Below are 21,835 nucleotides of genomic sequence, written 5' to 3'. Positions count from 1 at the left end.
AACAGGATCGGGCGAGCGATCCCCAGGGAACAGGATGACGGATCAGGCGATTTTGGTCACGGGTGCGGCCGGCTTCATCGGCTTCCACGTCGCCCGGCAGCTGCTGGGCGAAGGCCGCGCCGTCGTCGGGCTCGACAATCTCAACAGCTATTACGATCCGGCGCTGAAGAAAGCGCGCCTTGCTCTGCTCAGGGACGAGGCCGGTTTCTCGTTCGTCGAGGCCGATCTCGCCGATCGCGAGACCATGGCGACACTGTTCGCGCAACATCGTTTTGCCAAAGTCGTCCATCTCGCCGCGCAGGCCGGCGTGCGCTACTCGATCGAGCAGCCGCAGACCTACGCCGATTCCAATCTCGTCGGCTTTCTCAACGTGCTGGAGGGCTGCCGCAACAATGGCTGCCGTCATCTGGTCTACGCCTCGTCATCCTCCGTTTACGGCGCCAACACAAAACTGCCATTTGCGGTTGCGGACCGCACCGACCATCCCGTCAGCTTCTATGCCGCGACCAAGAAGGCGAACGAGGTGATGGCGCAGTCCTACAGCCATCTCTATCGCCTGCCGGTCACGGGGCTGCGGTTCTTTACCATTTACGGACCGTGGGGCCGCCCTGACATGGCCATGTTTCTGTTCGCGAGCGCCATCATGGCCGGCAAGCCGATCCGGATCTTCAACCATGGCAAAATGCGCCGCGATTTCACCTATATCGACGATGTGACGCGCGTCGTGTCCAAGCTGATCGATCGCGTGCCTGCGGACGATCCGGCTGCCGCAAATGCGCCGTTTAAGCTCTACAATGTCGGCAATCATCATCCGGAGGAACTGATGCACGTCGTCGGTCTTCTGGAGCGGGAGCTGGGCCGGACGGCGATCAAAGAATTGCTGCCGATGCAGCCGGGAGATGTGCTGGAAACGTTCGCGGATGTCGAGGATCTGATGCGCGACACCGGCTTTGCACCGTCAACGCCGATCGAGCATGGGGTCCATAAATTCGTCACCTGGTATCGGGACTACTTCAAGGTTTGAGATCACGATGGACAAACGCATAATCCCCCTGATCATGTGCGGCGGTGCCGGCACGCGGCTGTGGCCCGCTTCGCGCGAGGTTCGGCCCAAGCAGTTCCTGCCGCTGTTCGGCACGCGCTCGACGTTCCAGGACACGCTGCTGCGCGTGTCCGATCCCTCCCTGTTCGACCGGCCGATCGTCATCACCAACGCGTCCTATCGCTTCATGGTGCTGGAGCAGCTCGCCGAGATCGGCATCGAGGCCGACGTGCTCCTCGAGCCGATGCGGCGCGATTCCGGCCCTGCGATCGCCGCCGGCGCGGTGTTTGCGCAGAACCGCGCCAGTGAAGCGATCGTGCTCGCGCTCGCCGCCGATCACGTCGTGCAGAACAATGCCGCCTTCGTCGCCGCCTGCCGCGAAGGCCTCACCGCCGCGAATGCTGGGCGCATAGTCACCTTCGGCGTCAAGCCGGAGCGGCCGGCGACCGAATACGGCTACATCAATCCGGGCGAGGTGATCTCGGGCGAGGTGCATGCGGTCGCACGCTTCGTCGAGAAGCCGGATGCGGTGAAGGCCTCCGACTACGTCAATTCGGGCTATCTCTGGAACAGCGGCAACTTCATGTTCCCGGCGAGCGTGCTGCTCGACGAATATCGCAAGGTGGACGCGGCCAGCGTCGAGGCGGTCACCAATGCAGTCAACAATGCCGGCCGCGATCTCGGCTTCGTCACGCTGGAGCCCGAAGCGTTCGGCGCGGCCAAGGCGATCTCGATCGACTATGCGGTGATGGAGAAGACTTCGCGCGCCGCCGTGGTGCCGGTGTCGTGCGGCTGGTCCGACGTCGGCTCCTGGCATGCGGTGTGGGAGCTGTCGGAGAAGGACGCGCTGGGCAATGCCGCGCACGGCACCGCCGTGTTCGAGGACTCCCGCAACTGCAACGTCACCACCGATTCCGCGCTGGTCGCGCTCGAAGGTGTCGACGATCTCGTCGTGGTCGCCACCGCGGACGCGGTGCTGGTCTCGCGGCAGAAGGATGCCAACGGGCTGAAGCGCCTGGTGACGAAATTGAAATCGGTCGCGCCGAAGGTCACCGAGGAGCATCTCAAGGTGCACCGGCCCTGGGGCAGCTATCAATCCGTCGACAATGGCGAGCGCCACCAGGTCAAGCGCATCGTGGTCAAGCCGGGCGGGCGGCTGTCGCTGCAGAAGCACCATCATCGCGCCGAGCACTGGATCGTGGTCCGCGGCACGGCCCAGGTCACCGTCAACGAGACGGTGAAGACGGTGCACGAGAACGAGTCGATCTACATCCCGATGGGCGCCGTCCACCGGATGGAGAATCCGGGCAAGATCCAGCTGGAGCTGATCGAGGTCCAGACCGGCTCTTATCTCGGGGAAGACGACATCATCCGGATTGAAGACGACTATCAAAGGTCGTAACCACCAAGCTCCGAATCACGCGCCCCGGGCCGAGAAACGGTATCTTTTTCGGCCTAAGGCCCGGGGAACGTGTAACTTTTTGAATCAAATCGTGTCCGGCCCGCGAGGGCGGCATTCGCCACAAATGTGGCGTCCGTGCTAGAAGCGGCCCGGGGATTTGGGTTGAATCGGGGTTTGCTCAGATGAGTTCCAAAGGGTCTGCACCGGCAAGAGCCGGCTTGCGCGTCGGTGTCATTGGTGCCGGCGTGATGGGCAGCAACCATGCGCGCGTGCTCAGCGGCCTGCCGGGCGTCAGCCTCGTCGGCGTCGTCGATCCATCGCCGGCACATCGCACGCGGGCCACCGAACTCGCCAATTGCGAAAGCTTCGAGACGCTCGACCAGCTGTTCAGCGCCGGGGTCGATGCCGTCACCATCGCGGCGCCGACCCATCTGCATCACGAGGTCGCGCTCGCCTGCATCGCCAACAACATCCACGTGCTGGTCGAGAAGCCGATCGCATCCACGGTGGCGGAGGGCCGCGAGATCGTCGCCGCCGCGCATAAGGCGGGCGTCACGCTGATGATCGGCCATGTCGAGCGCTTCAATCCGGCGGTCGCCGCGGTCAAGCAGGCGATCGCGGGCGAGGACATTCTCTCCATCGCGATCACCCGCGTCGGCCCGTTCCCGCCGCGCATGTCCAATGTCGGCGTCGTCATCGACCTTGCCGTGCACGACATCGACTTGATCCGCTGGTTCACCGAATCCGACATCGTCGAGGTGCAGCCGCAATTGTCGAGCGCGGTCGCCGAGCGCGAGGACATCGCGCTCTTGCAGTTCCGCACCGAGAGCGGCGTGCTCGCCCACATCAACACCAACTGGCTGACGCCGTTCAAGGCGCGCAGCGTCACGGTGGCAACGCGCGGCAAATACGTGATGGGCGATCTCTTGACGCGCCAGGTCACCGAATGCTTCGGCTTCAAGCCGGACGGCAGCTACTCGATGCGGCATCTTCCGGTCGGCCATGACGAGCCGCTCCGCGCCGAGCTGATCGCGTTCCTCAAGGCGGTGCGCAACGGCGAGACGCCGGCGGTGACGGGCGACGAGGGCGTTGCCAGCCTCGAGATCGCCACGCAGTGCCTGGAGACGCCCTCGCGTCCTGCCGCCGCGTCACCCGCGCGCAAGGGGCCGCGCCGCGTCGCCGGCTGATCCCTTTCCATGTCGACCGCTCAAACGTCACAAGGCGCCAAGAATCAGGTCATGAACCAGCACTTACGTTCCGAACCCATTCCCTTCATCGACGTCGCCTCGCAGCGCCGCCGGCTTGGCGCCTCGCTCGATGCCGCCGTCAAGCGCGTGATGGACCACTGCCAGTTCGTCAACGGGCCGGAGGTCTTCGAGCTCGAGAAGCAGCTCGCGGCCTATTGCGGTGCCAAGCACGCGATCGGCTGCGCCAGCGGCACCGACGCCATCCTGATGGTGATGATGGCGAAGAATTTCGGGCCCGGCGATGCCGTGCTGTGTCCATCCTTCACCTTCATCGCGACCGCCTCGCCGGTGGCACGGACCGGCGCGACGCCGGTTTATGTCGACGTCGACGAGACCACCTTCAACATGAGCCCGGAATCGCTCAGGCGCGGCATCGCCACCGCCCGCAAGGCCGGTCTCAAGCCCGTCGCCGTGATTCCGGTCGACTTGTTCGGCCAGCCCGCCGATCACGACGCCATTGCCGAGATCGCCCGGGCCGAAGGCCTGTTCGTGCTCGACGACGCCGCGCAGGGCTTTGGCGCGAGCTACAAGGGCCGCAAGCTCGGCACCTTCGGCCACGCCACCGCGACCAGCTTCTTTCCGGCAAAACCGCTCGGCTGCTTCGGCGACGGCGGGGCGATCTTCACCGACGATGACGAGCTCGCCGCCACCTTGCGCAGCATCCGCGTGCACGGGCAGGGCGTGGACAAATACGACAACGTCCGCCTCGGCCTCACCGGCCGGCTCGACACCATGCAGGCCGCGGTCCTGATCGAGAAGCTGAAGATCTTCGACGATGAGATCGCCGCCCGCAACAAGGTCGCCGAGCGCTATGCGCGCGGGCTGTCTAATGTTGTGACCGTGCCGCGCCTTGCGCCCGGCAACACCTCGGTCTGGGCGCAGTACACCATTCGTCTGCCGAAGGGGACAGACCGCGACGGCTTTGCCGCCGCGCTGAAGACCCAGGGCGTGCCGACCGCGATCTATTACGGCAAGTCGATGCACCAGCAGACCGCCTACAGGCACTATCCGGTCGCCGAGGGCGGATTGCCTACTTGCGAGAGCCTGTCGCAGGACGTCATCAGCCTGCCGATGCATGCTTATCTGACCGAAGCCGACCAGGAGCGAATCATCGCCGCCGTCCGCGGCGCGCTCGCCGGCTGAAGGTGCTTTCTTCACCTCTCCCGCTTGCGGGAGAGGTCGGCGCGTCCGGGCGATGCGAAGCATCGTCCCGCGCGCCGGGTGAGGGCTCTCTCCTCTGGGGGAATCTTCGTCGTCGAGACACCCTCTCCGCCCCTCCCCCGCAAGCGGGGGAGGGGGCGCACCTATGCTGCGGCTAGCACCTAGACCTAATCCTGCCATGCTCTAAAACAGTCCGCATGCTCGGACGCATCTTCACGGTCGGTGGTTACACGCTGCTGTCGCGGCTGACGGGATTTGCCCGCGACATCATGCTCGCGGCGATCCTCGGCGCCGGTCCGGTGGCCGATGCCTTTTTCGTGGCGCTGAGGCTGCCCAATCATTTCCGCGCGATTTTCGCCGAGGGCGCCTTCAACGCCGCCTGGGTGCCGGCCTATGCCCATGTCCATGGCGAGAAGGGCGAGGCGGCGGCACACCTGTTCGCCGACCGCATCTTCACGCTGCTCTTGGCCTCGCAGGTGGTGCTGCTGATCGTCGCCTGGCTGTTCATGCCGCAGGCCATGAGCATTCTCGCGCCCGGCTTCAGCGACGATGCCGAGCAGCGCAAGCTCGCGATCGAGCTGACCCGGATCACCTTTCCCTATCTGCTCTTGATCACGCTGGTGACGCTTTACGGCGGCATGCTCAACGTGATGCAGCGCTTTGCCAGCGCCGCGGCCGCCTCGATCTTCCTCAACGTCGCCATGATGATGACGCTGGCGGTTGCCGTCTGGTTTCCGACCGCGGGCCATGCCGCGGCCTGGGGCGTGCTGATCTCCGGCTTCCTGCAATATTTCCTGCTCGCCGGCGATCTCGCCCGTCATGGCGGCCTGCCGCGCTTTGCCCCGCTGAAGCTCGACGAGGACGTCCGCGGCTTCTTTAGGGCACTAGGGCCGGCGACGCTGGGCTCGATGGGGACGCAGGTCGCGCTGTTCGCCGACACCATCATCGCGACGTTCCTGCCTGCGGGCGCGCTGTCCGCGCTGTATTACGCCGACCGCCTCAACCAGCTCCCGATCGGCGTGATCGGCATCGCCATCGGCACGGTGCTGCTGCCGGAGATGTCGCGGCGGATCACGGCCAACGACCATGACGGCGCGCTGAAGGCGCAGCGCCGCGCCTTCGATTTCACGCTGCTGTTCTCGATCCCGTTCGTGGCTGCGTTCATCACCGTGCCCGATGCGATCATGCGCGCGCTGTTCGCCCGCGGTGCGTTCTCCAAGGCCGATGCCGCAGCCGCCGGTGCGACGCTCGCGGCCTATGCCATTGGCCTGATCCCGTTCGTGCTGATCCGCAGCGCGGTCGCGACCTTCTACGCGCGCAAGGACACCGCAACGCCGGTCCGCGCGTCGCTGACGGGCATCGCGGTCAATGTCGCGCTGAAGGTCGCCTTGATGGGATCGCTGGCCCAGATCGGCCTGGCGCTGGCCACCGCCGTCGGCGTCTGGACCAATCTGCTGCTGGTGCTGTTCTTCGCCGTGCGGCGAGGCTTTCTCGTGCCGGACCGCGCCTGGCTTATGTCGCTCGGCAAATTCCTGCTGACCGGATTGATCCTCGCCGCGGCGTTCTGGCTGATTGCGCGCTTCAGCGGCCCTGCGCTGGGCGCGATGCACTTCCGGGATGAAGCGACGCTGGTCCTGCTCGCCGTCGGAGGCACGATCGTCTACGCGCTTGCGATCCTCGTGTTGTTCGGACGCAAGTGGCTGGTCTCGCTGGTGCGCGGCTAGGGTCGCATCCAGATTTATCCACCTACCGCTGCCTCCACGGCGGGCATCGGCGACCGGAATCCTTCATAAGGTCCGCCGATCGTGATACGATTTTCCGATATTCGGGTGCCCTGCTCACGAGACGAGGCAGCTACCATGCCATTCCGCTCACCCTGGTCCACGCGGATCGACGAGTTCGCCACCAGCAACGCCGACCTGCTCATCCTCATCGGTCGTGTCCTGCTTGCATGGGTCTTCGTTGGAAGCGCCTATGGAGCACTCACCAACTTCAGTGGCTCGGTGAGTTATTTTCGGTCGCTGAACCTCCCGGTGCCCCAGCTGTTCACGACGATCAACGTCGTGCTGGAAATCGTGATATCGGTTGGCTTGATACTCGGCATCGGCACGCGCTACTGCGCAATTTTGACGTTTCTGTTCGTATTGTCGGCCACTGCGATCGCACATCGTTACTGGGAGTATCCCGCCGGTCCGCAACAGATTGGCCAGTACAATAACTTCTTGAAGAACATCTCCATCATGGGAGGCGCTCTGTTGATCCTGGTCACCGGAGGAGGCCGGTTCTCCCTCGACCGGAGGGTGGGACGCTAGAGCATGATTCGGAAAAGTGCTTAGCGGTTTTCCGAAAAGATCATGCTCAAACAATGACCTAAAGCGCGATGACGATTCATTCTAATCGCATCGCGCTTTAGCAGCTTCACTGCACCCGCTGAGCCACGAAACAGTGCGGCCGCAGGATGCGCGCGGCTGGTCCGTTCGCTTCACGCCAGCAACAACGTGACGAGCAGTTCTTCCAGTTTGACAGCTGCCAAGCCGCGCCGAGGCCGTTTTGCGTCACTTCGTCCTGAGCCTGAAAGCAACCGCAATCAGATGGCCGAGGTGTTTCGAGAGGGGCTTCAGGTGTTCACCTAGGATCCTGGAGAAGAGCATCAGCCACGTCGCGAGCGCGGCACACCACAACAGGCTTTCCAATGCTTCGGGCATGAGGTCACCCTTCCAAACAATTACTTGAAATGCGACGAGTGTGGCCGAACGGGAGCCGTGCGACAAGCCCTCCAGAAAGTGGCAAGCCGCCGAAATGCTCGGAAGCGCGTTAGCTCAGCGGAAGCAGCGAATTGAAGGCGAACGGGCTATCGTGCCGCCATTGTGCGCGGCGCCGACAGAGCTGCCTACATAATGGGCGGACGCGCATATCACGGGTCGCGACTGTCGCCGTTCGGTCAGCCGCCGCTCTAAACGATCGCGCGCCTCAAGCGCTCTTCGCGGAGCTGGTCCGTTGTGCGCGGTTGGCGCAAACCTCCTTCGTCGTGTCAGCTTGAACGACGAATTGGCCGGCGTGACGGTTCGCCTCGAGGATGCAAACAGGCTCCATGCATCTCTTGATTTTGCGACGTCGTCGTGCTACAGGCGCCTCATGATCAAATCCGTGCGCAACGTTAACCACTCGGACATGACCCGCTTCGGCTGGGCCGTGGAAGGAGTCGCGCGCTAGGAATTCGACGACGACATCTTTTCCACCAGGCCCCGCCGGCATCGGACGGGGCCTTTTCATTGGCCACGCTCCCTGCCGGCACAACAGCAGGAGCGTCCGATGCCACCACAATTGACGAAGATCTCATCCGAGGCCGAGCACGATGCCGCGGAGCTTCGCCTCGACTTCTCCATCGCCTTGAGTCGGCTCGGGCGATACTGGCGCGCGTTTTGGGAGCAGTGCCGGAGCGCACGAGTCACCCTGCACGATCTGAGCGACAGGGAGCTGATGGACATCGGCCTGACGCGTGGCGAGATCGACCACATCGCGCCTGAGCGCGCTATCGAAAGGCTGCGAGATCGGACGATGGATCTATGGAGGCGCAGTGGGATGTAACTTTTTAAGGTGGGCGGCGTCTTCGCGGCCGATCCTTCGAGACGCCCGCCTTTGGCGGGCTGCTCAGGATGAGGTCTTGTTTCGCGGCGCAATCTGGACGGCATGGTGACGGGGGCGCGGCGCTTTCCCCGCCCGCGACCCATGCGCATGCCTAAACCCGTTTGCCTTGCCACTTTTTCCACGGCAATATGGCCCGCAAAACAACCATGAGAACGGGATAGACAATGGCGGCTCCCATCAAGTTCGGCGTTGGCCAAAGCGTGCTGCGCAAGGAGGATGACGCGCTCATCCGCGGCAAGGGCCGCTATACCGACGATTATGCGCCCCAGGCCGCGCTTCGCTGCCTGGTGCTGCGCTCGCCGCATGCGCATGCCAAATACACTATCGATGCGGGCCGCGCCCGCGGCTTGCCGGGCGTTGCGCTGATCCTGACGGCGGACGACGTCAAGGATCTCGGCAATCTGCCCTGCCTGTTCAACCTCGAGACCGATCCGTTCACCGGCCCGCCTTACCCGATCCTGGCTAGGGGCGAGGTGCGTCATGTCGGCGATGCCGTCGCTTTCGTGGTCGCCGAGACCATCGACCAGGCCCGCGACGCGATCGAGGCGATCGAGGTCAAATGGTCGCCGCTGCCCGCCGTGACCGGCGTCGTCAACGCCGTGAAGAAAGGCGCGCCGCAGGTCTGGCCCGACAAGCCCGGCAACGTGCTGTTCGACGTCTCGATCGGCGACAAGGCGGCGGTGGAAGCCGCCTTTGCCAAGGCGCATGCGGTCGCCGAGATCTCCATCGTCAATCCGCGCGTGGTTGCGAGCTTCATGGAGACGCGGGCGGCGGTCTGTGAATACGATGCCAAGCGCGACCATCTGACGCTGACGGTCGGCAGCCAGGGCAGCCACCGCCTGCGCGACATCCTGTGCCAGAACGTGCTCAACATTCCCACCGACAAGATGCGGGTGATCTGCCCCGATGTCGGCGGCGGGTTCGGCACGAAGCTGTTCCCCTATCGGGAATATGCCCTGATGGCGGTCGCCGCGCGCAAACTGAAGAAGGCGGTGAAGTGGGCGGCCGACCGCTCCGAGCACTTCATGGGCGATGCGCAGGGCCGCGACAACGTCACCACCGCCAAGATGGCGCTGACCGAAGACGGCAAGTTCCTCGCGATGGATTGTGACCTCATGGGCGACATGGGCGCGTATCTGTCGACCTTTGGGCCCTACATCCCGCATGGCGGCGCCGGCATGCTGCCGGGCCTCTACGACATCCAGGCCTTCCACTGCCGGGTGCGCACCATCTTCACCCACAGCGTGCCGGTCGACGCCTATCGCGGCGCGGGCCGGCCTGAAGCTGCCTATGTCATCGAGCGCCTCGTCGATGCCTGCGCGCGAAAGCTCGACATGACGCCGGATGCCATCCGCCGCAAGAACTTCATCCCGCCGAAGGCGCTGCCCTACAAGACCGCCACCGGCAAGGTCTACGATTCCGGCGATTTCGCCGCGCATCTGAAGCGCGCGATGGAGATCGCGGAATGGAAGGAATTTCCCAAACGCGCCAAGCTCGCCAAGAAGCAGGGGCTTATCCGCGGCATCGGCCTTGCGAGCTATGTCGAGATTTGCGGCGTCATGGGTGAGGAGACGGCCAACGTCCGCCTCGATCCCAATGGCGACGTCACCGTGCTGATCGGCACGCAATCGAGCGGGCAGGGCCATCAGACCGCCTATGCGCAGATCGTCGCGGAGCAGTTCGGCCTGCCGCCGGAGCGCGTGCATGTTCGCCAGGGCGACACTGACGAGATCGCGACCGGCCTCGGCACCGGCGGCTCGGCCTCGATCCCCACGGGTGGCGTCTGCGTGGAGCGTGCTGCGGGCGATCTCGGCAAGAAGCTGAAGGAGCTTGCAGCGCAGGCGCTGGAGGCGAGCGCGGGCGACCTCGAGATCACCGACGGCGTGATCCGGATCGCCGGCACCGACCGCTCGATCTCCTTCGCCGATCTCGCCAAGCGACCCGGCGCCGATCCGTCGAAGCTGAACGGCAGCGCGACCTTCGCCAGCGCCGACGGCACCTATCCAAACGGCACGCATCTGGCGGAGGTCGAGATCGATCCGGCGACCGGCATCATCAAGATCGTCAACTACGTGATCGTCGACGATTTCGGCAAGACGCTCAATCCGCTGCTCTTGGAGGGCCAGGTGCATGGCGGCGCCATGCAGGGCATCGGCCAGGCCTTGATGGAGCAGGTGGTGTACGGACCGACCGACGGCCAGCTCATCACCGCCACCTACATGGACTACGCGCTGCCGCGCGCAGCGGATGGCCCGGCCTTCGTGTTCGAGACCCACAATGTCCCCTGCAAGACCAATCCGATGGGCGTGAAGGGCGCCGGCGAGGCCGGCGCGATCGGCTCCTGTCCGGCCGTCGTCAACGCCATCGTCGATGCGCTCTGGCGCGAATACAAGATCGACCACATCGACATGCCGGCAACGCCCGAGCGGGTGTGGGTTGCGATCAGCGAGCATCACCGCCGTCACAGCCTCTAAACCCGATCTCCGCGGCACGGGAATAAACGCGCCGCGCGGGGTTCTACCTATGATGGGTCCCGGCTTCCCGTGAAGCCGGCGAAGTCTCATTCCCTGAACGTCTCGAGAGCCGGAGAAACGAACCAATGAAACGGACGATGATTGTCGCGGGCGTCCTCGTGCTGGGCGCGGGTGCCGTGATGGCGCAACAGGAGATTGCCATCCAGCAGGACAATCTGATGCGAGCGATCGCCAAGAATCAGTATGGCGTCCTTCAGAAGATGAGCAAGGGCGATATTCCCTTCGACAAGAAGGCTGCCGATGAGGCCATCGCCAACATCGAGGCCGATGTTGCCAAGATCGCCAAGACTTTCGAGGTCAATCCCAAGCAGGATGTCGTCAACGCGACCTATGGCTCCTCCCCGAAGGTCTGGCAGAACAAGGCCGATTTCGATTCCAAGATCCAGCCGGTGCAGAAGGCGATCGCCGACGTCAAAGGCAAGATCACCAATGTCGCGAGCCTGAAGGCCGCCTACACGGCGATCAACGACCGCTGCAATGATTGTCACGAAACCTATCGCGTGAAGTTGAAATAACGGGGCGCAGTTAAGTTTGTAGCCCGGATGGAGCGCAGCGCAATCCGGGAAGACTGCGTGACTTGATGGACTTGTCCCGGATTGCGCTGCGCTCCATCCGGGCTACCGAAATCAAGCAAGGGCGGTTGCGAAAGCAGCCGCCCTTTTTCTATCTGCAAGGTCTGACGGATCGGTGCCGAAGCAGTTATCTTCCCATCAACGACCGCGGCGTTAAGGCGATAAGGCGCATCTTTTCCCCAACTGCCTCATGACATCATGGGAGCCAACGCGCGGCGAGCACCTGAATCAACAGCGAGACAGGCCATGGCAAAACCGTTCCCGTCCAAGACCCATATCGGCAATCATATGTTGCATCCGGAAACCCTGATGCTGACCTATGGCTATGATCCGCAATTGTCGGAGGGCGCGATCAAGCCGCCGGTGTTCCTGACCTCCACCTTCGTGTTCAAGACCGCCGAGGACGGCCAGGACTTCTTCGATTACGTCGCCGGCCGGCGCGAGCCGCCGGAAGGCATGGGCGCGGGCCTGGTCTATTCGCGCTTCAATCATCCCAACAGCGAGATCGTCGAGGACAGGCTTGCGATCTACGAGCGCACGGAGAGTTGCGCGCTGTTCTCCTCCGGCATGGCGGCGATCGCAACCACGATCCTCGCCTTCGTTCGTCCCGGCGATGTCATCCTGCACTCGCAGCCGCTCTATGGCGGAACGGAGACGCTGCTGACGAACACGCTCGCGCGTCTGTCGATCGGCGCCGTCGGCTTTGCCGACGGCATCGATGAGACGGCCGTCAAGCAGGCTTCGGAAGAGGCGATGCGCAAGGGGCGGGTTTCGATGATCCTGATCGAGACGCCTGCCAATCCGACCAACGGCCTTGTCGACGTCGCGATGATCCGCCGCATCGCCGAGGCCATCGGCAAGGCGCAGGGACACACGCCGATCATCGCCTGCGACAACACGCTGCTCGGGCCGGTGTTTCAGCGGCCGATCGAGCACGGCGCGGACCTGTCGTTGTATTCGTTGACCAAGTATGTCGGCGGTCATTCCGACCTGATCGCGGGCGCGGCGCTCGGATCGAAGGCGATCATGAAAGGCATCAAGGCGCTGCGCGGCGCCATCGGCACCCAGCTCGATCCGCATTCCTGCTGGATGATCAACCGCTCGCTCGAGACGCTCAGCCTGCGGATGGAGAAGGCCGACGCGAATGCGCGGCTCGTGGCGGACTTCCTGCGCGACCACCCGAAGGTCGCCAAGGTGCACTACCTCGGTCACCACGAGCAGGGCTCGCTCTCGGGGCGCGTGTTCGCGCGGCAATGCCTCGGCGCGGGGTCGACTTTCTCGTTTGACATCGTGGGCGGCAAGGAGGCGGCGGTAAAATTTCTCAACGCGCTGCAGATCCTCAAGTTGGCGGTCAGCCTCGGCGGCACGGAGTCGCTCGCAAGCCTGCCGGCGACGATGACCCATTCCGGCGTTCCCGCCGACATCCGCCAGAAGATCGGCGTGCTCGATTCCACGATCCGGCTGTCGATCGGCATCGAGAACCCGTCGGACCTGATCGCCGACCTGGCGCAGGCGCTGAACGCGGCTTGAGCACGGTCAGAGTCGTAGATCGTGTAGCCCGGATGGAGCGCAGCGAAATCCGGGGGGCCTGTCCGCACGCGCAGGCTCCCGGATTGCACCAACGGGCGGCGCTTCGCGCCGACCGTTGGCTCCATCCGGGCTACGAAGTTCAGCCGCCTTGGAATCGAAAAGGCCGAACGCTCCCTCCTTGCGTCCGGCCTTTCCGCGACGAAGCCTGCGTTTTCGTTTTTACTTCGTCACCTGACCGCGGATCTCGCCGCCCGGGTTCGCGGCGGTATGGATGTTGATGTAGTACTTGCCGCCGAGCAGATCGGCGGCCTGCGCGTCCGTGAGGGTGGCTTCCCCCTTGACCGGGCTCGAGGCTGCATTCGGGATCGGGACCGCGACGCCGGCGTTCTTGCCGGCTTCGGCCGGCCCGTGGAAATGCGCGGCGGTGGCGGGGCCCGAGAGACCGGAATAAGTGACGGTCCAGGACAGCTTCTTGCTGGCGGCGTCATAGTCCAGGTCGGCCGTTCCGGTGGCGCTGCTGGTGTTGGCGGGGACTTCGGATTTGCCGTCTAGCGTCGCCTTCAGTTTCTCCGCGCCCGCGGGGGCGGCGAACGCAACGGCGGCTCCGAGTGCCAGTATGGCAAAAACGGCTTTGGTCATGGCTCTCTCCCTGTTGACGCCTGATTGCTCTTCAAACAGTGCGTCATGCGGTTTATTCCGGCATTACAGCCGGACCGCCTAAAATATTCGTGGTTGGATCGGGGACGGCATGACCCTTAAGTTCGCGCGCTCAACATGGAACGATTGAATGCTGCGACGAATGCTTCTTGCCGCCCTGATCGCCGCCGCCGCGGCGTTCGCCCTGCATTGGTGGTTGACCGCGCCGGCCGCGCTCGCCTTGCCGGCGCCGACCCGCAACCCGAATCTTGCCAACGGGCAGGCGTTGTTCAACGCCGGCGGCTGCTCGTCCTGTCATGTCACCCCCAATCAGCCCGATCGCCTGCGGCTCGGCGGCGGGCTGGCGCTCGGCTCGCCGTTCGGGACGTTCTACGCCCCCAATATTTCTCCCGATCCGGCCGACGGGATCGGCCGCTGGAGCGAGGCTGATTTCGTCAATGCCGTGATGCGCGGCATCTCGCCTGCGGGCGCGCACTATTTCCCCGCGTTTCCCTACACGTCCTATCATCTGGCAAGCATCGAAGATGTTCGCGACCTCTTTGCCTACCTGAAGACGCTGCCGCCGGTGTCGGGCAAGGTGCGCGACCACGCGCTGCCGTTGCCGTTCAACATCCGCCGCAATGTCGGCATCTGGAAATTGCTGTTCATGGACTCCGCGCCGTTCGTCGCGGACGCTGCGCGCTCGCCGCAATGGAATCGCGGGGCCTATCTCGTGAACGGTTTCGGCCATTGCGCCGAATGCCACAGCCCGCGCAATGCTCTCGGCGGCATCATCGCCGGCCAGCGCTTTGCCGGTGGGCCCAATCCGGAAGGTGAGGGCTGGGTGCCCAACATCACGCAGAAGCGCCTTGGTGAATGGAGCGCGAAGGATATCGCCTATTTCCTCAAGACCGGCGAGCTGCCGGACGGCGACAGCGTCGGCGGCGCGATGACGCGCGTGATCAAAAATACCTCGCAATTGTCGGACGAGGATCTCGCGGCGATGGCGGAGTACCTCAAATCGCTGCCGCCGGTCGACGGACCGACGCCGCCGAAACGCAAGCAGGGCTGAGCCGCAACGCTAAAGCGCGATGCGATTAGGATGAATCGTCATCGCGCTTTAGGTTATTGTTTGAGCATGATCTTCTCGGAAAACCGCTACACACTTTTCCGGGTCGTGCTTTAGCCGGTGCCGAACGCCTTGAAGGTGATGATGGTGAGGGTGTCCTGGATGCCCGGCAGCACCTGCACCTTCTCATTCACGAAGTGGCCGATGTCGGTGTCCTTGTCGACGTAGAACTTCACCAGGAGGTCGTATTGGCCGGCCGTGGAGTAGATCTCGGAGGCGATCTCGGCTTCGGCAAGCGCATTGGCCACCGTATAGGACTGGCCGAGCTTGCATTTGATCTGAACGAAAAAAGGAACCATCGCAGGCACTCCGAAAGCGGATTCTTCCGGCTAATAGGCCAAAACCGGCCGGATTTAGCAAGCGAACTTGGTGGACCGGCCGAAGCGCATTCGGGCGCGACGCTAGGACGGGACCACTGCTGCGGCCAATGCATCCCTCAGGCGCTGGGCGAGCTCGACCTTGCGGTAGGGCTTGGTCAGGACGATCGCTTGCGCCTGCGCGCGACCCTGCTCGACCAGCGTCTCCAGCGCGTAGCCCGAGGTGAACAGGACCGGCAGCCCGGGACGCACCCGCCGCGCCTGATTGGCGAGCTCCCAGCCACTCATGCCGCCGGGCATCACGATATCAGTGAACAGCAAGTCGATGCCGGGATCGCTCTGCAGCTGCCGCAGGGCATCCCTGCCGTTGACCGCGGCAACGACGCGATATCCGAGCGCTTCCACCCTGCGAATGACGGAGGAGCGGACGAACGGATCGTCCTCGACGATCAGGATCGTCTCGTAGCCTCGCGGCGCCGTGTCCTCGCCGTCGGGAAGTTCGGCTTGCGACCTGCCGGTGTTCGCGCGCGGCAGGTAGATCCTGACCATGGTCCCAAGGCCAGCCTCGCTGTAGATCGAGACATGGCCGCCCGATTGCTTTGCAAAGCCATAGACCATGCTGAGGCCGAGGCCCGAGCCCTTGCCGACCTCCTTGGTGGTGAAGAACGGCTCGAACGCGCGTGCGGCGACCTCGCGCGTCATGCCTTCGCCGTCATCGGTGACCGCGATCAGGGCGTAGCTGCCGGGGGCGACCTCCGGATGAGGGGCACCGTCATCAGCGTCGATCGTGACCAGGTCCGTGGCCAGCGTGAGGTGGCCTCCCGACGGCATGGCATCCTGCGCGTTGAGCGCGAGATTCAGCACCGCGGATTCGAGCTGGGCGCGGTCGGCAAAGGCCAGGATCGTGCCGGGCCCGGAGCTCGTCCTGATCTCGATGTCTTCGCGCAAGGTGCGCTTGAGCAGCTTGAACATGGAATCGAGCAGGCTTCGGCAATCGATCGTCTGAGGCCGCAGCAATTGGCGGCGACTGAAGGCGAGCAGGCGCTGCGTCAGCTCGGCGCCCCGTTCGCCCGATTGGCAGATGTCGTCGGCAAAGCGCCTGAGGTCGGGACTCGCCTTGAGCTGCTCGCTCAGGTGCTCGGCATTGCCGATGATGACGGTCAGCAGATTGTTGAAGTCGTGCGCGATGCCGCCGGAGAGCTGACCGACCGTCTCCATCTTCTGCGCCTGCTGAAGCTGCTGCTCGGTCAGCTTGCGCGCGGTCAGGTCGTGGACGATCCCGACGAAGATCAATTCGCCGTCCTGTCGTGCCTCGCCGACCGACAGGTCCATCGGAAACGTCGTGCCGTCCTTGCGCAGGCCGACGGCCTCGCCGCCGGTCGCGAAATGCCGCCCCGGGCGCTCGGGCGCCGCATCCGCCTCGGGCATCAGCATGCCGACGTTCTGGTTCATCACCTCGTCGGCACGATAGCCGAACAGGCGCTCGCAGGCCGGATTGAACAACAGGATGCGGTCCTGTGCGTCGAGCAGGATGACGCCGTCGACCGCGGTCTCGACGATCGCGGTGAGGCGCGCCACGCTCTCGCGCATCGCGCGCTGGGCGTCGCGGACCTGCTGCAGCAGCAGCGTGGCGTCGCGGCTCCTGATTTCCTCCTCCTCGAGCGCGGCCTGGACCTGCCGCAGCTCGAACGGCGAGGGGATCGTCAGGATCTTCGGCAACAGCGGCCAGAGCGCAGCGGCGGTAAAGACCGACGCGACCGCCGTGGCCGCCTTGACGATGCCCTCGATGCCATAGATCGGAACCCACAGCGTGTAAATCGACAGCACGTGAGTCAGGCCGCAGGCCAGGATGAAGATCGCGAATGCCCAATAGACCCAGCCGAACTTGAGGTCGCGCCGCTTGGTGACGAGGATGGCGAGGGCAAACGGGATCGAGAAATAAGCGGCGGCAATACAGGCGTCGGAAACGACGTGAAGCCAGATCAGCTCGGGCTCCCACAACAGGCAGATGCCGTGCGGCGAAAACATCGACGAATCGAGGAGACGTTCGAAGAAGGCCCACATGGTTCCCACCCCAGGAGATTCTTGTCCAGGTGGCTGTCCGGGCGGCCCACAACATGGGGTCGCTGGACGGTTCCACCACCTGACGTCATGCATCACCGGCGAAGCACGCTAAGGTACGCGACTATACCAAGGGTCCGGCGCCATTGCATTTTCAAGCGCGCATGATTGCGGGCCTTGGCGGCGCTGTGTCCGACTGATTCGCAAGGCGCGCAATTGATTCGCGAATCAGGCTTTGGCGGCGGCCCGGCGCGCTTGCTGACGTTCCACGGTCGCGCTAGGACAGGCCATGGCGGCGTCCTCAAGCACATGTCTCCCGCGATGACGACCCCGGTCGCACTCACCATCGCCGGTTCCGATTCGAGCGGCGGCGCCGGCATCCAGGCGGACCTGAAGACCTTTGCCGCACTCGGCGTCTACGGCGCCTCCGCGATCACGGCGCTGACGGCGCAGAACACGCGCGGCGTGACCGGCATTCACGCGGTGCCGGTCGGGTTCGTCACCGAGCAGATCGACGCGGTGTTCTCCGACCTCGACGTCGGCGCGGTGAAGATCGGCATGGTGGCCCAGGTCGCCAGCATCGATGCCATCGCGGCCGCGCTGTCGCGCTGGTCGCCGGGGCGTGTCGTGCTCGACCCCGTCATGGTGGCGACCACCGGCGACCGCCTGCTCGCCGCTGAAGCCGTCGATGCCCTGCGCACCAGGCTGATGCCGCTGGCCACCGTGATCACGCCGAACCTGCCGGAGGCTGCGGCCCTGCTCGACGAGCCGGTGGCGGCGAGCGAGGCCGAGATCGAACGTCAGGGACGACGCCTGCTGGGACTGGGCTGCCGCGCCGTCCTGATCAAGGGCGGGCACGGCGAAGGCGCCGAGAGCACCGACTATCTCATCACTGCCGAGACCGCGATCGCGCTCGCCGCGCCGCGCGTGGCCACCCGCAACACCCATGGCACCGGCTGCTCGCTGTCCTCCGCCATCGCGGCGGGGCTGGCCAAGGGCGATGGCCTGGAAGACGCCGTGCGCAACGCCAAGGCCTGGATCAGCGCCGCGATCGGCGCCGCCGACAGCTTCAGCGTCGGCCACGGCTACGGGCCGATCCATCATTTCCACAAGTTCTATTGAGGCGGGGGTCCTGCGGAAGCGTGGCCGTTCATCTGTTCAGCACCACCTGCGTAGGGCTAGTTCACCCTCCCCTGGAGGGGGAGGGTCGGCTCACATTGAGCGCAGCGAGATGTGAGACGGGGTGGGGTGACGGTCTTTCCGCGGATACAGTGCCCGTGTGGAGAGATCACCCCACCCCGCTCGCGCTGCGCGCGATCGACCCTCCCCCTCCAGGGGAGGGTAAGAGTTCAACTTGGCCTTTGGGGTCTTGCGCCCCTGCGGCGCGATGTCGCCTGATTGTCGCATGCGACTGATATTCGCGGGAGGGCGAGGCAAGGCGTGATTCGTATTTGAAGGTGCCTCAAGGGTTCAATCGGTCATCCCCCTGTCACGGGACATTGTTACAGGCTGGCGCATGGGAAGTTACGATGTGAGTGACGAGAGCCCGGAGCGGCGCTTTCGCACGTTGTTCATCTCCGACGTCCATCTCGGAGCCCGCGGTTCTCAAGCCGATCTTCTGCTCGATTTCCTGCGCTACCATGATGCCGACACGATCTACCTGGTCGGCGACATCGTCGACGGCTGGGCGCTGAAATCGAGCTGGCACTGGCCGCAATCGCACAACGACCTCGTCCAGAAGCTTTTGCGCAAGGCGCGCAAGGGCGCCAAGATCATCTACATCCCCGGCAATCACGACGAGTTCCTGCGGAACTATTACGGCACGCATTTCGGCGGCATCGACGTGGTCGAGAACACGGTCCACACCGGCGTTGACGGCAAGCGCTATCTCGTCATCCACGGCGACATCTTCGACCTCGTGGTGCAGAACGCGCGCTGGCTCGCCCATCTCGGCGACAAGGCCTACGACTTCGCGATCCAGATGAATCGCCTCGTCAACTTCTTCCGCCGCCTGTTCGGTGTGCCCTATTGGTCGCTGTCGCAATGGGCCAAGCAGAAGGTCAAGAACGCCGTCAACTATATTGGCGCGTTCGAGCAGGCGCTCGCCGCCGAAGCGCGGCGCCACGAGGCCGACGGCGTGATCTGCGGCCACATCCACTACGCCGTGATCCGCGACGAGGCCGGCATCCGCTACATGAATTGCGGCGACTGGGTGGAGAGCTGCACCGCCCTGGTCGAGCATGACGACGGCCATTTCGAGATCATCACCTGGGCGGATCAGTTGAAGAAGCCCGCGCAGGTGCCGCAGGTCGCGGCAAGGGCGGCCTGATGCGCATCCTGGTCGCGACCGACGCCTGGCACCCGCAAGTCAACGGTGTGGTTCGGACGCTGACCAAGCTCGCTGACGCCGCCAAAGGGCTCAGCATTGAGGGTATTGGCGTCGAGTTCACGTTCCTGACGCCGCAATCGTTCCGCACCTTTGCGATGCCGAGCTATCGCGACGTGCGCCTCGCCATGCCGCGCCCGGCCCGGATCGCCAGGCTGATCGAGGAAGCGCGTCCCGACAGCATCCACATCGCGACCGAAGGGCCGATTGGCCTCATGGTCCGCCGCTATTGCCGCCAGCGCAAGCTGCCGTTCACGACCAGCTTCCATACCCGCTTCCCCGAATATGTCCGCGCCCGCGTGCCGGTGCCGGGTTCGCTGATCTGGCGGGCGCTGCGGCGCTTCCACAGCGCCAGCCGCGCCGTGATGGCAGCGACGCCGGCGCTCGCACGCGAACTGACCGAGCGCGGCTTCGACAATGTCGTGCTGTGGCCGCGCGGCGTCGACACCACGTTGTTCCGTCCCCGCGTCATCGATCTCTGCCTGCCGGCACCCGTGTTCCTGTCGGTCGGCCGGGTGGCGGTGGAGAAGAATCTCGAGGCGTTCCTCGACCTCGACCTGCCCGGCACCAAGGTGGTCGTCGGGGACGGCCCGGCGCGCGCCTCGCTGGAAGAGGCCTATCCCGATGCGATCTTCCTCGGCGAGAAGCACGGCGAGGAATTGGCGGATATTTACGCGGCCGCCGATGTGTTCGTGTTCCCGAGCAAGACCGACACCTTCGGTCTGGTCCTGCTGGAGGCGCTGGCGAGCGGCCTGCCGGTCGCGGCCTTCCCCGTGAAGGGTCCCCGCGACGTGATCGGCGATGCGCCGGTCGGCGCGCTCGATCACGATCTGCGCAGTGCCTGCTTCGCCGCACTCGACATCTCCCGGCAGGACTGCGTCGCTTTTGCCGCCAATTACACCTGGGAAGCCTCGGCGCGCGTCTTCATCGGCAGCATTTTGGCGGTCGGGGCGGTGCTGCCCGGCCGGACCGGCGCGGAACAGCCGCGCCAGGTCGCCTAGAGCTATCTCGATCTGATGGATCGAAATAGCTCTAGATTCTTGTTTTGACGCGTTTTCTTCACGCGAACCGGGATCCACTTCGCTCGAAAACGCTATGGGGGGAATCCTCTCGCGGAGGTGTCTTGCCCGGGCCTGATCGGCCGCGATAACATTCCGCCATGACCGAACAGGCCCTTCCGGTCGGCCCTGCCGACATCGATGCAGCAGCGCGCGTAATCGCGCCTTACGCCATCCGCACCCCGCTGTTGTCCTTCCCCGTGCTCAACGAGCGCGTCGGTGCGAAAGTGTTCTTGAAGCCGGAGATGCTTCAGCGCACCGGCTCGTTCAAGTTCCGCGGCGCCTTCAACAAGGTGTTCTCGATCCCGCAGGACAAGCGCGCCGGCGGCGTCGTCGCGTTCTCCTCCGGCAACCACGCGCAGGGCGTGGCGGCGGCGGCAAAAATCCTGGACATGCAGGCCACCATCGTGATGCCGGCGGATGCGCCGCTGTCGAAGCGCGAGCGCACCAAATCCTACGGCGCCGAAGTCGTGCTGTACGACCGCGACAAGGACGACCGCGAGGCGATCTCGCGCGGCATCGCCGAGAAGCGCGGCGCGACGCTGGTCAAACCTTATGACGATCCCTTCGTGATCGCAGGGCAGGGCACCGCCGGCCGCGAGATCGCCGAGGACATGGCAACGCTCGGCCTCAGCCCCGACATCGTGGTAGCGCCGGCCTCCGGCGGCGGCCTGATCGCGGGCGTCGCCACGGCGGTGAAGGCGCGCTATCCGCAAGCCGAGATCGTGGTCGCCGAGCCCGAGGCCTTCGACGATCACGGCATTTCACTCAGCGCAGGCCATCGCGAGCCGCATCCACCGGCCGGCCGCACCATCTGCGATGCGCTGATGGCCTTGATGCCCGGCGAGATGACGTTTGCGATCAACAGCAAGCTGCTCGCGCGCGGCGTCACGGCTTCCGATGCCGAAGTCGGCGCGGCCGTCGCCTTCGCCTATCGCGAGCTGAAACTCGTGGTGGAGCCCGGCGGCGCGGTGGGTCTTGCTGCGCTGCTTGCCGGACGCCTCGACGTGACGGGGAAGAACGTCGTCATCGTGCTGTCCGGCGGCAATGTCGACGCCGATCTGTTTGCCGAGCTGGTGGCCTAGTCGTCATTCCGGGGCACGCGTAGCGTG

18 protein-coding genes are annotated in these 21,835 nt (G+C 64.6%); 15 read left to right on the top strand and 3 right to left on the bottom strand.

Going from position 1 to position 21,835, the window contains the following annotated elements:
- Positions 1-34 precede the first annotated feature (34 nt).
- The 10 genes from HZZ13_RS25630 to HZZ13_RS25585 all read left to right on the top strand — a co-directional run bounded on the left by HZZ13_RS25630 (position 35) and on the right by HZZ13_RS25585 (position 13,136).
- Positions 35-1,024, top strand: a complete 990-nt coding sequence (locus HZZ13_RS25630) for an SDR family NAD(P)-dependent oxidoreductase (protein WP_197962280.1) — start codon at positions 35-37, stop codon at positions 1,022-1,024.
- A gap of 7 nt (positions 1,025-1,031) precedes the next feature.
- Entirely contained in the window at positions 1,032-2,444 is a 1,413-nt protein-coding gene (locus tag HZZ13_RS25625) for a mannose-1-phosphate guanylyltransferase/mannose-6-phosphate isomerase (RefSeq protein ID WP_197962279.1), read from the top strand.
- A 182-nt stretch (positions 2,445-2,626) separates the two neighbouring features.
- Positions 2,627-3,631: a Gfo/Idh/MocA family protein gene (locus HZZ13_RS25620; RefSeq protein WP_197962278.1), complete on the top strand. Its 1,005-nt coding sequence runs from the start codon at positions 2,627-2,629 to the stop codon at positions 3,629-3,631.
- 51 nt (positions 3,632-3,682) lie between these two features.
- The gene (locus HZZ13_RS25615; RefSeq protein WP_197962356.1) at positions 3,683-4,834 is read left to right on the top strand and encodes a DegT/DnrJ/EryC1/StrS family aminotransferase; all 1,152 of its coding nucleotides are present in this window, start codon (positions 3,683-3,685) and stop codon (positions 4,832-4,834) included.
- A gap of 215 nt (positions 4,835-5,049) precedes the next feature.
- Positions 5,050-6,576 (top strand): murein biosynthesis integral membrane protein MurJ, encoded by a 1,527-nt coding sequence (gene murJ, locus HZZ13_RS25610; protein WP_197962277.1) that lies wholly within the window; start codon positions 5,050-5,052, stop codon positions 6,574-6,576.
- 135 nt (positions 6,577-6,711) lie between these two features.
- A complete protein-coding gene (locus tag HZZ13_RS25605) occupies positions 6,712-7,164 on the top strand; it encodes a DoxX family protein (RefSeq protein WP_197962276.1) in 453 nt (150 codons plus the stop codon).
- Between the two features lie 1,000 nt (positions 7,165-8,164).
- The gene (locus HZZ13_RS25600) at positions 8,165-8,440 is read left to right on the top strand and encodes a DUF1127 domain-containing protein (protein WP_197962275.1); all 276 of its coding nucleotides are present in this window, start codon (positions 8,165-8,167) and stop codon (positions 8,438-8,440) included.
- 224 nt (positions 8,441-8,664) lie between these two features.
- Positions 8,665-10,974, top strand: coding sequence for a xanthine dehydrogenase family protein molybdopterin-binding subunit (locus HZZ13_RS25595; RefSeq protein WP_197962274.1), 2,310 nt, complete (start codon positions 8,665-8,667; stop codon positions 10,972-10,974).
- A gap of 125 nt (positions 10,975-11,099) precedes the next feature.
- Positions 11,100-11,549 (top strand): c-type cytochrome, encoded by a 450-nt coding sequence (locus tag HZZ13_RS25590; RefSeq protein WP_197962273.1) that lies wholly within the window; start codon positions 11,100-11,102, stop codon positions 11,547-11,549.
- A 303-nt stretch (positions 11,550-11,852) separates the two neighbouring features.
- Positions 11,853-13,136 (top strand): cystathionine gamma-synthase family protein, encoded by a 1,284-nt coding sequence (locus HZZ13_RS25585; RefSeq protein ID WP_197962272.1) that lies wholly within the window; start codon positions 11,853-11,855, stop codon positions 13,134-13,136.
- Between the two features lie 219 nt (positions 13,137-13,355).
- Here HZZ13_RS25585 and HZZ13_RS25580 read toward each other — a convergent pair whose 3' ends face one another.
- Complete coding sequence (locus HZZ13_RS25580) at positions 13,356-13,775, bottom strand: CHRD domain-containing protein (protein WP_197962271.1); 420 nt, start codon at positions 13,773-13,775, stop codon at positions 13,356-13,358.
- A gap of 148 nt (positions 13,776-13,923) precedes the next feature.
- Between HZZ13_RS25580 and HZZ13_RS25575 the strand changes: the two genes are divergently transcribed.
- Positions 13,924-14,844 carry a c-type cytochrome gene (locus HZZ13_RS25575; RefSeq protein WP_197962270.1) on the top strand — a complete coding sequence of 307 codons (921 nt, stop codon included), beginning with the start codon at positions 13,924-13,926 and terminating at the stop codon, positions 14,842-14,844.
- Positions 14,845-14,954: 110 nt separating this feature from the next.
- Here HZZ13_RS25575 and HZZ13_RS25570 read toward each other — a convergent pair whose 3' ends face one another.
- Positions 14,955-15,200, bottom strand: a complete 246-nt coding sequence (locus tag HZZ13_RS25570) for an Lrp/AsnC ligand binding domain-containing protein (RefSeq protein WP_018642903.1) — start codon at positions 15,198-15,200, stop codon at positions 14,955-14,957.
- A gap of 102 nt (positions 15,201-15,302) precedes the next feature.
- On the bottom strand, positions 15,303-17,282 hold the full coding sequence (locus HZZ13_RS25565) for a hybrid sensor histidine kinase/response regulator (protein WP_197962269.1): 1,980 nt from the start codon (positions 17,280-17,282) through the stop codon (positions 15,303-15,305).
- 318 nt (positions 17,283-17,600) lie between these two features.
- On the opposite strand from HZZ13_RS25565, the gene thiD reads away from it, so the two are divergent.
- From thiD to HZZ13_RS25545, 4 genes are all read left to right on the top strand, one after another.
- Complete coding sequence (gene thiD / locus HZZ13_RS25560; RefSeq protein WP_197962355.1) at positions 17,601-18,401, top strand: bifunctional hydroxymethylpyrimidine kinase/phosphomethylpyrimidine kinase; 801 nt, start codon at positions 17,601-17,603, stop codon at positions 18,399-18,401.
- A gap of 394 nt (positions 18,402-18,795) precedes the next feature.
- Positions 18,796-19,608: a UDP-2,3-diacylglucosamine diphosphatase gene (locus tag HZZ13_RS25555; protein WP_197962268.1), complete on the top strand. Its 813-nt coding sequence runs from the start codon at positions 18,796-18,798 to the stop codon at positions 19,606-19,608.
- Complete coding sequence (locus HZZ13_RS25550) at positions 19,608-20,666, top strand: glycosyltransferase family 4 protein (protein ID WP_197962267.1); 1,059 nt, start codon at positions 19,608-19,610, stop codon at positions 20,664-20,666. The genes HZZ13_RS25555 and HZZ13_RS25550 overlap by 1 nt, the downstream gene beginning before the upstream one ends.
- Before the next feature lie 158 nt (positions 20,667-20,824).
- Positions 20,825-21,808, top strand: coding sequence for a threonine/serine dehydratase family protein (locus HZZ13_RS25545; RefSeq protein WP_197962266.1), 984 nt, complete (start codon positions 20,825-20,827; stop codon positions 21,806-21,808).
- Positions 21,809-21,835 lie beyond the last annotated feature (27 nt).

The sequence above is a fragment of the Bradyrhizobium agreste genome, from assembly GCF_016031625.1.
GTDB classification, from domain to species: Bacteria; Pseudomonadota; Alphaproteobacteria; order Rhizobiales; family Xanthobacteraceae; genus Bradyrhizobium; species Bradyrhizobium agreste.
The sequence above is the reverse complement of the archived record's forward strand: the minus strand, read 5'-3'. Positions and strand labels throughout refer to the sequence as shown.

Coding starts and splice junctions, on each gene's coding strand:
- HZZ13_RS25630 (WP_197962280.1), top strand. CDS start 35: ATGACGGATCAGGCGATTTTGGTCACGGGTGCGGCCGGCTTCATCGGC.
- HZZ13_RS25625 (WP_197962279.1), top strand. CDS start 1,032: ATGGACAAACGCATAATCCCCCTGATCATGTGCGGCGGTGCCGGCACG.
- HZZ13_RS25620 (WP_197962278.1), top strand. CDS start 2,627: ATGAGTTCCAAAGGGTCTGCACCGGCAAGAGCCGGCTTGCGCGTCGGT.
- HZZ13_RS25615 (WP_197962356.1), top strand. CDS start 3,683: ATGAACCAGCACTTACGTTCCGAACCCATTCCCTTCATCGACGTCGCC.
- murJ (WP_197962277.1), top strand. CDS start 5,050: ATGCTCGGACGCATCTTCACGGTCGGTGGTTACACGCTGCTGTCGCGG.
- HZZ13_RS25605 (WP_197962276.1), top strand. CDS start 6,712: ATGCCATTCCGCTCACCCTGGTCCACGCGGATCGACGAGTTCGCCACC.
- HZZ13_RS25600 (WP_197962275.1), top strand. CDS start 8,165: ATGCCACCACAATTGACGAAGATCTCATCCGAGGCCGAGCACGATGCC.
- HZZ13_RS25595 (WP_197962274.1), top strand. CDS start 8,665: ATGGCGGCTCCCATCAAGTTCGGCGTTGGCCAAAGCGTGCTGCGCAAG.
- HZZ13_RS25590 (WP_197962273.1), top strand. CDS start 11,100: ATGAAACGGACGATGATTGTCGCGGGCGTCCTCGTGCTGGGCGCGGGT.
- HZZ13_RS25585 (WP_197962272.1), top strand. CDS start 11,853: ATGGCAAAACCGTTCCCGTCCAAGACCCATATCGGCAATCATATGTTG.
- HZZ13_RS25580 (WP_197962271.1), bottom strand. CDS start 13,775: ATGACCAAAGCCGTTTTTGCCATACTGGCACTCGGAGCCGCCGTTGCG.
- HZZ13_RS25575 (WP_197962270.1), top strand. CDS start 13,924: ATGCTGCGACGAATGCTTCTTGCCGCCCTGATCGCCGCCGCCGCGGCG.
- HZZ13_RS25570 (WP_018642903.1), bottom strand. CDS start 15,200: ATGGTTCCTTTTTTCGTTCAGATCAAATGCAAGCTCGGCCAGTCCTAT.
- HZZ13_RS25565 (WP_197962269.1), bottom strand. CDS start 17,282: ATGTGGGCCTTCTTCGAACGTCTCCTCGATTCGTCGATGTTTTCGCCG.
- thiD (WP_197962355.1), top strand. CDS start 17,601: ATGACGACCCCGGTCGCACTCACCATCGCCGGTTCCGATTCGAGCGGC.
- HZZ13_RS25555 (WP_197962268.1), top strand. CDS start 18,796: ATGGGAAGTTACGATGTGAGTGACGAGAGCCCGGAGCGGCGCTTTCGC.
- HZZ13_RS25550 (WP_197962267.1), top strand. CDS start 19,608: ATGCGCATCCTGGTCGCGACCGACGCCTGGCACCCGCAAGTCAACGGT.
- HZZ13_RS25545 (WP_197962266.1), top strand. CDS start 20,825: ATGACCGAACAGGCCCTTCCGGTCGGCCCTGCCGACATCGATGCAGCA.